Consider the following 12,450-nt stretch of genomic DNA (forward strand, 5'->3'; position numbering starts at 1 on the left):
TACTAGTATAAGCTATTCCACTTATGCCCTTCCATTCTATTAGTTACATTAGCTCTCTTACATAATTCTTCTGCTGCATGTTGAGCATTCAATAAGACTTGTTCTTCACTTTCAATTGTAGTAACTCTACCATTTTCAAGTATTATATTTCCATCAACTAAGACACTTTCTACATTGTGCATACTAGCTGAGTATACCAAAGTTGATACAGGATTGTGAAGAGGTATTGATTTTGGAGAAAGCATTGAGTTAAATATTACTAAATCAGCTTTTTTTCCAACCTCTAAAGAACCTATTTCATCTTCCATTCTAAGAGTTCTTGCTCCCTCAATTGTAGCCATTTCAAGGACTTTTTCTGCAGAAATTGCAAGAGGGTCACAATTGTTTACCTTATGTTGTAAAGCTGTTAATTTCATAAGTTCTACCATATCTTGTGCATTGTTACTTGCTGCACCATCAAGACCTAAGCTTACATTTATACCCTTCTTTAACATTTCTGGAACAGGTGCAACACCAGAAGCAAGATACATATTACTTGCAACATTATGAGAAACTTTTATATCATACTTTTTAAGCATTTCCATGTCCTCATCAGTTATACATACACAATGCACTGCTACAACCTCTGGACCTACTATTCCCCATTTTTCAAGTAATTTTATATCTATTTCCCCATGTATATCTTTTGTTGCTGTTCTTGCAAATTCAGTTTCAGAAATATGAACTGTGAAGTATGAATCATACTCTTTGACTATATTCCAAAGCATTTTACCCATTTCTTCAGATATAGCCCACATTGAAGAAGGTGCTACACAAATTTTTATTCTTCCATTTTCTGAATTATGATATTTTTCAAATACTCTTCTCAAATCCTTTTCAACCGTTTCCACGTCTTCTATAAGCTCTTTATGAATACCTAAATCTATACAGCCCCTACCAACTACTCCTCTTATACCTAAATCTTTATATGCTTTTACTATTCCATCTGTAAGTCCTGGTCTATTATGTGTATGCATATAATCAACCATTGTAGTTATACCACTTTTTAAACCTTCCATACATCCAAGCATTGCAGCATCATAGGTATCTTGTTCTGTCAAGAACTTTGCTGATGGAAACATCATTGTGTTTAACCATTCATGAAGTGCCATGTCGTCTCCTAGACCTTTTAATAATACTTGGAATAGATGATTATGAGTGTTTATAAATCCAGGGAATATCACTTTTCCTTTAGCATCTATAACCTTTTTAACATCAGTATACTTCACCTCAACATCATTTGTATTTCCTATATCTAAGATTCTGTCACCTTGAATAGCTATTGCTCCATCAAATATAACTTCTCTATTTTTATTAACTGTAACAACTATTGCATTTTTTATTAGTATATCAATCATCTTAAATCCCCCTTTTAATACTTTCATTACAACATTTTATCACATAGCTTTCTCATATCATATCTAATACATTTATCCAATATTTTCCTCAAGATTTGAAGTAACGTTTTCAGCTTTCTTACTTCCTTTTAGTTTAAATAGTGTTTGAAGTAATATAGCTATTATTGCTCCAGAAACTATACTTGAGCCTCCTAGGACAGTTCCAATTGTTGCTGGAAATTGGTCTAAAACTTGTGGAGCAGTTGTAAGACCCATGCTTGTTGCTATAGATACTCCTGCTATAAGATTATTTTCTTCAGTAAAACCATCCATACTCATAATAGAAAAACCAGACATTGCTATTGATGAAAATACTACTAAAGTTGCTCCACCAACAACACAAGATGGTATAGTTGTCATTATTGCTCCTAATGCTGGAGATATTCCTGCTAGCAATAATACAAGTGCTCCTAATGCTATTACAAATCTACTTGTAACTTTATTCATAGATACAATTACTGTGTTTTGGCTGAATACTCCAGTTGGAAGAGCTGCAAATAGTGATGAAATTATAGAAGTTACAGAGTTTCCTAAAACAACTGATGATAACTCTTCATCAGTTACCTCTCTGTCCATTGCACCTATTGTTGCTATTGTACACGCACCCATCATATCAGCTATACCTATTATGTAAATAATAGTAAACATTACTATTAACTCTGGTCTAAATTCCAATCCAAAAGCTGCTGGTGTTGGCAAAGATACTATAGCTGCACCTTTAACTGCAGAAAAATCAACTAATCCTAAAACTAAAGATATAGCATATCCTACTAATATTCCAATTAATATTGAAGAGTTTTTAACTAAGCCTTTACCATACTTATTTATCATTATTATTACAAAAGCAACTATAACTCCTACTATAAAATTTATTGGACTTCCAAATGTTTGTGCACCTTCTCCTCCTGCTAAATTCTTTATAGCTGTTGCAAATAATCCAAGTCCCATACATGCTATTATAGTTCCAGAAACTATAGAAGTGAATATATGTCTAATTTTCTTAACTGCAAATCCTACAAAGAATACGATTACCCCAGCAGCAATTTGTGCTCCAAATAGAGCTGCTAAACCGTCTTTAGCTGCTACAGAAAGACAGGCCCCTAAAAATACATAACTCATTCCCATCATTACAGGTAATCTTGAACCTAATTTAAATCCTTTAAATAAAGGTATTGGATATAATTGTAAAAACGTTGCCAAACCTGCTGCTAACATAGAGCCTTGAATCAACATCGTCGCTTGCCCCTGGTTAAGTCCTACCACGTTTGCTATTAATATTGCAGGCACCATATTTCCTACTATCATTGCTAACAAATGTTGTAAAGCTAAAGGTACCGATTCCTTTAGTGGTGGTATCCCATCCACATCATATTTTGAAGTATTACGTGTTTTCATAAAATAAATCCTCCCATACATAAATATCTTGACTAAATATTTTATAATTATTTTCTATAAATATTTTTATGACCATGAATTTATTGCTCAACCGATAACCACAGCTAAACTGAGCTATTTTTATAAAAATTTAACAAACGTGCAAATATACCCTCCCCGATTTTCTTTTTGACTAAACATTAAATGTCTGATGTATACTCTTTATTAAATTTCTTATTAAAATGAATAGCTATCTGAAGTAATCTAACAATCTCATAATAAAATAATTTAAACAACCCTTTTAAATTATCATTTTTTAATTAGCCTTTTCCATAACAGCTCTTTCTTTAGCTTCATCTTCTAGACTTTTATTTGGTATTATTAGATTTAAAACAAATGCAACCAATGTCGCAATTACTATTGGAGATTCTCCAAATACTAACTTTACAAATGGAGGAAATGCTTCCTGTGCTGCCGGAACTGATGTTATTCCCATACCTAAAGCTATTGCCAAACCTACAATAGTAATATTCCTTGATGACAATTCTTCTGTAATAATTAACTTTATACCTGTCATTGTTATCATACTGAATATAGATATTGTAGCCCCTCCTAAAACAGAATATGGTATAGTTGTCATCAATGCACCAAACTTAGGTACAAATCCCGATAATAACATAAATATACCAGCTATTCCAAGTACAAATCTGCTTATTACTTTGTTCATAGCTACCATACCTACATTTTGACTATATGATGATGGTGGTAAACCTCCAAACAAAGCACCTATCATAGTACAAATTCCACTTCCTATTACTCCACTTGACAGTTCTTTATCTGTTATATTTCTATCCATACCTCCCATTGTAGTAGCTGACAAATCTCCAATTGCTTGAACAGCATTGATTATACTTACAATTACTACAGAGATTACTACTGGTATATCAAATTTAAGTCCAAATTCAAGTGGCTTAGGTATAGCAAACCAAGCTGCCTCTCTAATAGGGTCAAAATTTATTATGCCCAAAACTAAAGATACACAATATCCAACTATAATTCCCAAAAATATTGCTGCCAATTTTGCATAACCTTTTGCAAATTGACTAAGACCTATAACTACCACTAGTGTTATAGCTGCTACTGCCCAATTTTGCATAGAGCCATAAGTAGGGCTATTTACACCACCTGCCATATAATTTATTGCTATAGGATATAAAGATAATCCAATTGTAAAAACTACTGTTCCTGCAACTATATTAGGAAAAAATTTTCTTATCTTTTTTATAAATATTCCTATTAATACTGTAGCCACTCCCCCTATTAATTGTGCTCCCAATATGCTCGCTAGTCCATAACTTCCTCCAACTGCTACGAGTGTTGGCACATAAGTAAAACCGACTCCAAAAATTATAGGCAATCTTGAACCAATATTTACTATTGGATATAGTTGTATAAGTGTTGATATTCCAGCTATTATTAATGCATATTGCACTAAAAGTGTTATTTGTGTGGCACTAGCACCAACAGCTCCTCCCACAACTATAGGTACTGTGACAGTTCCAACTATCATTGCTAGTATATGCTGCATTGATAGTGGTAAACACTTTAAAATTGGTGGCCTTCCATCAATATCAAACATAGATACACTTTTTTGATATTTACTCAAGGTTATCACTCCCAACTATTTTTTAATGACAGTTATTATTCAACATCCTTTCTTTTTTATTTTGTCATCTTGATTTAATATGAAGCAATTATAATGCCAATATTTTAACAAAATTGTTTTACATATATAATTTTTATTATATTTGTTAGTATTTAATAATTTGATAAAGCATTTCTTTTTTTAAATTCTTTCAAATTTTTTTTATTTTTGGATAATAAAATCTTATTACAAAAAAAATCACTTAGAAAATAGTTTTTCAAGTGATTTTTATCAATTTTATAATTTCAAATTTTAGAATTGAGAATTAAAAGAATAATTACTATACATCTATCTTTCTATACAATGTTGCTAGCGATATTCCAAGCTTTTTAGCAGCTAACTTTTTAGATTTAGTATCATTTCCATAAAACTTTAATACCTTTTTTATATATGCTCTCTCAAATTCTTCAAGGGTAAGTATATCTTGTTCCATATTTATTTCATAGTCACTTTCCTCAAGTAATTTTATATTTATTTTGTTTAACTTAAAATATTCAATTATCTTTCTATTTATTATACCTTTATGTATTATCCCATCTTCTTCAAGAAGATTTAAAGCCAATTCTATAGTGTTTTCTAATTCTCTTATATTTCCTGGCCACGGATATTTAAGCAGCATATGTTCTACATCTGGCTCTATATGGTATACATTTTTTTTCATCTTCCTTGAATATTTATCTATAAAATTATTTATTAATATTTGTATATCATCTCCTCTATCTCTAAGAGGAGGTACTTCTAGAGGTATTACATTCAATCTATAATATAAGTCTTCTCTAAATTTATTTTCTTTAACCAACTCAAATAAATCTCTATTAGTAGCTGATATAATTCTAACATCTATATCAATTAGTTCATTTGAACCTATTCTTGTAAACTTCTTTTCCTGTAACACTCTCAAAAGCTTTGATTGTAATTGAATTGGCATATCCCCTATCTCATCTAGAAATACAACTCCTCCATTAGCTAATTCAAATTTACCAATTTTGCCTTTTGAATCTGCCCCACTAAAAGCTCCTTTTGTATACCCAAAAAGTTCACTTTCTAGCAAGGGCTCTGGTATAGCAGCACAGTTTATAGCAACGAATGTTTTATTCCCTCTGTTTCCTGCGAGATGAATGGCTCTTGCTATTAACTCTTTTCCAGTGCCACTTTCTCCAGTTATCGCTACAGTAGAATCACTATTTCCAATTTTACAAATTCTATTTTTAAGAGCAAGCATTACATCAGACTCCCCAATTATAGAGTCTACTGTTGTTGTTCCCCAAATATTGTATACTTCCATTCCACCATACATTACTGAATCACTGTGTTTATCCATAAAATATCAACTCCAAATAAGTATTATATATAATCATCATTTAAATTATCTATTTAATTATATCATAACAGAAAAGCTTAGTTATAATTTTACAATAATATTTTAATTTTCAAATGAAGCTTAAGAAAAAATATACCTACTTAAATTTCAATTTAGCAGGTATACTTTCTTTATTTTGCAAGCATTCTATGCTAAATAAGCAATTATAGTGCCATGTTTAACATCTAAAATAGTTTACAAAAATTTTCATTTATTATTTTTTTATAGTTCTTATATGCTATAAAATTGTTTATTGCTTTATACAATGTATTTTTATTATTTTTATAATTCTTATTTTTAAAATTTATAATTAAAAATTATTTTTTTCAAATCAGATATGGTGTTTTTTATATTATCCAATCTTACAGTTTTTGCTTCTATAAATTTACCTTTAAACGACTCCAATAATCTCCAAGAGCTATAATTTTTATCTTTTTTAATACAAGGATATAATAATATACACCTTTTTGCATTTTCATAAGATGTTATATATGCATACATCTGATATATATCACTTGATCTATAGAAGATATTTGAATCCAATTCAATAGCTTTCCATTTTGTATCAATTATGATTTCAGATTCATATTTTGAATCATATAAAACTATATCTGGTCTTAAATTAAAAGTTTTCTTTCCTGTTTGCTCATTTTTTAAAAGAAATTTACTTTTATCTTGTATATACGTTTCTCTAAATTCATTATTCCATATATTTTTTATTAAGTTTCCGATATATTCTTCATATAAAATGTTTATTTCAAATAATATAGAAAATGCATCTTGATTATTTTCGCTGTTATCCATCGATAAATTTAAAAGTATAAGTTTCGCCAATGAGTAACAATCTTTAAATCTATCATTATTTTTATAAAATTTGTAATCCAATAGTTCTTCTCTATTTATATAAACTAAGTCCACATTATAAAAATAACTCAAAATTTTTTTTATCTTATTTTGAATTAAATTGTCGTTTACTCTACATAATATAGATATACATGCCTTTTTTAAAACTTGATTCAAAAAATTATTTTCGCTATACTCATCATATTCACATTTTATTTTCATTGGAGATATATTTTTTTCTCTTGCATATTTACTTATTAATATCTTGCCTTTTACAACATTCGAATTATCTATCTTATTTATATATTCAAAATAAATCCCTCTCTTAATTTGCATTTGCATACTTTCAATAAAATACATAACAAAAAAATTCATGAGATTATAATTTTTTAAACTTGATTTTATATTTTCGTTTATTATAATTGGAATCTTATTACATGTAGAAAGCATTTGTAATAGCATTTCTCTATCTTTTACAATATCATTACTTAATGACAGCTTTGGAAGTATCTCCAATATTACATTTTCAAAATATATAACACCTACATAATTTATGAATCTCAGTTTTTTATATCTGATATCTATTATATTACTCTTTAACACATCATTATTATTATCCAGATATTTAAGTAATTTTTCATATTCAGTTTCTGTAAGTTCATTTTCACCATTACCTACTTTTATCCATTCATAAGTTTCCTTTACATATATATTTTTACTCATATATATTTTTTAACTCCTCAATAGATATATTTCGTTTTATACAATAATTAACTTTACTTTCCATTATTGATGAATTATTATTTTTAAATAATTTAGATGCTGTGATTTCTTCCTTATAAACAATATATTTATCCTTTTCATTTTTACCTATACCACCTAAAATAAGTCCTACTTTTTCTGAGTCATAATAGAAATATTCTTGAAGAAGTGGTATTATTTTTTTTCTAAATATGGCCACTATATCATCAATATTTTCTACATTTAGTAAGTAGGCCTGTCCAATAACATGGTCTCTATCATATAAAAACTCTATTCTCTTATTAATTGTATATAGCATATTTTTAACATCTATTCCATCTACAACGGACAATAAATCATAGTCTGGCATAATTTCTTCAAAAGCAAATCTTCTTCTCAAAGCTATATCTAAAAGAGCTATGGATTTATCTGATGTATTCATAGTACCAATTATATATAAATTTGGAGGTAGAGAAAATCTTTCTTTTGAATATGGTAGTTTTACGATAGTTTGATTTGATTTAGTAAGTCTTTTATCATCTTCTAATAATGTTATTAATTCCCCAAATATTTTAGATATATTTCCTCTATTGATTTCATCTATTATTAAAACATAGTTTTCTGATTCTTCAAAATTAAAGTTCTCGACATCTTCTATATTATCAAGCACCAACATCTTTTTTCTTGCCTTTACATCTTCTATAGTTAAAGTATCTTTTTCTAACTCAAGATTTAGCTTCTTTTCAAGTTTCAACCCATCGTAACATGCTTCTATAGATATTTCCTTCAATATACCATCTTCTGGCTTAAAATTACCTTCACCATCGGATTTGAGACCTTCTATAAACTCTTCATATCCATATGATTGATGAAAAGTACAAAATTCTACATTATTTTTATAATCTACATAACTTGTACAATCATTATTTTTTAAACTAGTTTCATTTATTAAATTATAAACTATTTGTTTTGCGTTATATGTTTTACCCGTCCCTGGTGGACCATAAAGTATGGTATTTAATGGAATTTTATTAATACATCTTTTTATATATTTTTCAACTAAATTATTATTTTCAAAGATAACCCATGCATTTCCATCAATATTCTCTTTTTCATTTTCTATCCATTCTACAGGTAAAAAACATCCACCTTCTGAAGTAGTTATTTTGTCTTTATCAAAACCCTCTTTAACTTGACAAACACCAAATAAGCTTTTCATTGTATGGTCATTTTCGTAACTTACTTTTTCGCTATTATATACTAGAATATAATCATCTGTATTTATATTTTTCAAGTTTTCTAATTGTTCTAAATTAGTAGGTTGAATAAACAGTTCTTCATTCTCTACACACTTATCTACATCTATATAATAATAGTTTTTTAGATACCATTTATTATTGTCATTTTCTTCTATTCTTTTTTTTAATGATTTATTATGTTGCAATTTAATAATGTCTAAATATGTATTTATATCTTCATTATTTAATTTATAAAACTCACTCGTATATATTTTACAATTTAAAACTGTATCAAATGTGTACATCCATTTTATAGGTAATGTATGACCCAAGATATGACTTAATTCATAACCATTTTCAAAACTTTCTTCAACAATACCAATAAGAACACTATACTTAATTTTTCCTTCTACATTTTGATATGCCTTATATAGAAAATAATCTCCTTTTTTAACTGAAATAAATTTTTTTATAAAATCTTTGTCATTACAGTTCTCATTAATGTATTTTTCAGATTTTTTTCCCATATTAAGCACTTTTTTTAAATTTATTTTTATATCAAATCCCAATGCAATTATGCTTTCTTCTTTAAAAATTTGTGGTGTATCTGTCTCTTGATAAAAAAATTCTTCCATTAGCCAATACTCTGTAACATTTATATTTTCAGACATATACTTCTCCTTAATATCTAAAATACATTAATTATATAACATTCCCACTTTAATCTTTCCATCTAAATTTTCTTTTAAGTATAAAGAAAATATTATTTCATAGCCTTCTTCTACCTTACTTTGAATATTATTCATCAAATCATTTAATTCAACTAGTGAAAATTTATCATTTCCTTCAACAAAAACTATACCTTTTTTCCCAATAAATTCTTCACCAAAATGTTCCATATTTTCAAATAAAATATCTACTATTTCACTGTGCTGTTTTGAATCTTCAAATTCTTCAAAAGAATACTTAATCCCTTTATCACTTATAATAGCTTCTTTTAAATCAGTTATATCTATATTTATCATACAAGAGTCTGAAATAGATTCTATCATAACATTCATCAAATCAACAAATTTTAAAATACTATTTTCATTGACTTTAAATTCTCTATTAATTCCTAAGTCATCTTTATTTTCTTCTTCTGAAGAATTTATACCTATAGATAAAATTCGTCTTTCATTAGACATGTATGAAATAGCTTTTATAACTTCTCGACTTTGTTTATCTTCAGTTGAATATGCTAAAAATAATATGTCAACTCCATCTAAAAGACTTCTAACATATTCTTTTTCAACCTCTTGATTCATAGTAATTTTTTCTATATCCATATTTATTTTTACTTTTTCTTCTATTTCATTTATTATATTAATACCTTTAGCTCCAATACCAATTATCTTAGCATTCTTATTAAAACTTTCCATTATAATATATATCTCCTTAATAATTATTTAATTTTAACATTTTTAAATATTATATCATATTTTCTTCATAAAAATATTTTAACTCTTTAGCCCTATCATAAAGTAATTTATTCATAAATTTTGGTTCTATAACTTTAGCATCTTTTCCTATTGAAAATAATGTAGATATCCACCAATCTATTTCTTCATACTTTATAAATTTACTAATTGTTCCACTTCCATTTTCATTTAATTCTATATCCAAATCTAAAAAACTTCTAGTTATTTTAGAAATACCTTCTTTTGTGAGTAATATATGCAAATGAACAATTTCACTAGTTTTCTTAGTAATTGCCATCTCTTCATTTAACTTGCTATATACTGAATCTAGCCAACTTTTCAAACTTATACATGCTTTTTTAGACTCTCCTACTTTTTCAATTTCCAGTACTTTGTCTATACGTATTAGTATAATATTATCACTTTCATAGTCATACACTGGCGAAAACCAAAATCCTTCATTTAAATATATACCTATTGGGCATATTTTTTTCTCCAACAACTGATTTCCAGATTTATATTTGATATTTAAAACACAAGAGTTTGATGAAGACCTGAAAAATTCAGTCACAATATTGGCATCAATATTTTTATAATTAGCTATAAACTCAATATATTTTTCAATGTTGTTTATACCTATTTTTGCACTACTTTCACGATTATAATTTATTTTTTTAATTATAGAATCAATTTCTTTTTTTATGTGTGAAAAATTGTAAACTTGTAGTGACTTAAATGCAAAAACTATAGACATAACTTCTTTTTCTGTAAATATAACAGGAGGTATATAGCTATTATTTAATACTCTATAACCTCCATTTCTACCTTTTTCTGCTTTAATTGGAAGCCCCATTTTATTTAATTCTATTAAATATCGTTGAATAGTTTTAGTTGAAAGATTAAACTTCTCTGACAACTCTTTGATTGTAAACTTTTGTCTATCATTAATATATGTCCAAACATCAGTTAATCTCTTTATCTTTGACAAATAAAATCCCCCTTATAATAATACTATTCTTAATTCACACTAATTTTTAATCTACAAAATAACTTTCTACACACTAAAACTTAATATCAATGATATTTCTATATTTTTTCATTAAAAAACAAAAGAATGGTACTCCTACCAAGGTTACTACTACAAATTCTCCAAAACCTACTTGTATCATCGATAATATTAGAGGAAGTCCAAAAAATATATTTAACATTAATCCAACTACAATTGCATTTATGATAGTCGGCCATATAGAAGCTATAATTAATGTGCTTTTATTTTGACCTCCTAACTTTCTAGTAATATACACTAAACTTGCACTTACAAATGTGGCAAATGTTCCAAAAATTATATCAGGTACACCATATGGACCTATTACATTGGCTAAAAAACAACCTAATGTAAGACCTACTATATATCCCTTATCTAAAAATGCTAGAAGCATCATAATTTCGGCTATCCTAAATTGTATTGGTCCATAACTTATAAATCCTAATGATAAAGTTAAAACTGCATAAATTGATGTAACAACTGCTGTTACTGCTATATTGGTACTATTTCTTCTCATATATCTCTCCTAGTGAAAATTTTATTGCTAAAAATTAATAATATAATTTTATTTTATACAAAATTTATAAACTTAAACAATAATTTAAAATAAATAAATTATTTTAACGAACTATTTTATTAATCTAATTTATATTATACAATAGAATACATATAAAATTAAATAGTTAGATTTTAAATATATGTTATAATTATCATATATTTAAATTAAAATAAGTTTATATCTTAATTAAAAACATTAAAAAAGAGCCTTAAAATTAGGCTCTAATAATTTATTTTAAAATCAATGAACTCTAGCATCTTTTAATTTAGATAATATCATCCAAGTTCCTACACAATCAATTTCCAGCTGTTTCTCTATTTCATCATATAACATTTCTTGATATGATGTATTTAAAACAACATTTTCAACAAGTTTAGAAATTTCTTCTTCTACGAAGTCGATTTCTATTTGATTCTTCATTTCCTTAAAAAATACCCTTGCTTTTCTCTGACTTATTGAACGACCCTCAAAGCTGACTAAACATTCTAAAATGTTATTATCTCCTCTAAAATTATTTACTGCTCTCATATTATTTAGATTTCCAGCCAAAACATCATCCCCTTAGTTAATTTTATATTTTACAAGTAAAGTTTCATAATATTATAATAACTACTTATTAAATATCTTTCAACAGGTATGACATAACTGGTTGTTTAACATGTAAAACTAGTCTAAAATCTGTATAAAAT

The 12,450-nt window shown here is 27.2% G+C and carries 10 protein-coding genes; all 10 read right to left on the reverse strand.

Annotated elements, in window-relative coordinates:
* Positions 1-2: 2 nt before the first annotated feature.
* The gene (locus IC758_RS11030; RefSeq protein WP_227860411.1) at positions 3-1,397 is read right to left on the reverse strand and encodes an amidohydrolase family protein; all 1,395 of its coding nucleotides are present in this window, start codon (positions 1,395-1,397) and stop codon (positions 3-5) included.
* Positions 1,398-1,469: 72 nt separating this feature from the next.
* Positions 1,470-2,831, reverse strand: a complete 1,362-nt coding sequence (locus IC758_RS11035; RefSeq protein WP_227434739.1) for a uracil-xanthine permease family protein — start codon at positions 2,829-2,831, stop codon at positions 1,470-1,472.
* A 295-nt stretch (positions 2,832-3,126) separates the two neighbouring features.
* On the reverse strand, positions 3,127-4,449 hold the full coding sequence (locus tag IC758_RS11040) for a uracil-xanthine permease family protein (RefSeq protein ID WP_227434942.1): 1,323 nt from the start codon (positions 4,447-4,449) through the stop codon (positions 3,127-3,129).
* 346 nt (positions 4,450-4,795) lie between these two features.
* Positions 4,796-5,836: a sigma-54 interaction domain-containing protein gene (locus IC758_RS11045; protein WP_227434740.1), complete on the reverse strand. Its 1,041-nt coding sequence runs from the start codon at positions 5,834-5,836 to the stop codon at positions 4,796-4,798.
* A 336-nt stretch (positions 5,837-6,172) separates the two neighbouring features.
* Positions 6,173-7,441, reverse strand: coding sequence for an McrC family protein (locus tag IC758_RS11050; RefSeq protein WP_227860412.1), 1,269 nt, complete (start codon positions 7,439-7,441; stop codon positions 6,173-6,175).
* Positions 7,434-9,368, reverse strand: coding sequence for an McrB family protein (locus tag IC758_RS11055; protein WP_227860413.1), 1,935 nt, complete (start codon positions 9,366-9,368; stop codon positions 7,434-7,436). Before IC758_RS11055 ends, IC758_RS11050 begins: the two co-directional genes overlap by 8 nt.
* A 27-nt stretch (positions 9,369-9,395) precedes the next feature.
* Entirely contained in the window at positions 9,396-10,118 is a 723-nt protein-coding gene (locus tag IC758_RS11060) for a cell division protein (protein WP_227482572.1), read from the reverse strand.
* A 49-nt stretch (positions 10,119-10,167) separates the two neighbouring features.
* The gene (locus tag IC758_RS11065) at positions 10,168-11,145 is read right to left on the reverse strand and encodes a helix-turn-helix transcriptional regulator (protein ID WP_227860414.1); all 978 of its coding nucleotides are present in this window, start codon (positions 11,143-11,145) and stop codon (positions 10,168-10,170) included.
* Between the two features lie 73 nt (positions 11,146-11,218).
* Entirely contained in the window at positions 11,219-11,719 is a 501-nt protein-coding gene (locus tag IC758_RS11070) for a QueT transporter family protein (RefSeq protein ID WP_227434745.1), read from the reverse strand.
* A gap of 282 nt (positions 11,720-12,001) precedes the next feature.
* Positions 12,002-12,310: a hypothetical protein gene (locus tag IC758_RS11075; RefSeq protein ID WP_227434746.1), complete on the reverse strand. Its 309-nt coding sequence runs from the start codon at positions 12,308-12,310 to the stop codon at positions 12,002-12,004.
* Positions 12,311-12,450: the final 140 nt, after the last annotated feature.

The organism is Clostridioides sp. ES-W-0016-02, assembly GCF_020641035.1.
In the GTDB taxonomy this organism is placed as follows: Bacteria; Bacillota; Clostridia; order Peptostreptococcales; family Peptostreptococcaceae; genus Clostridioides.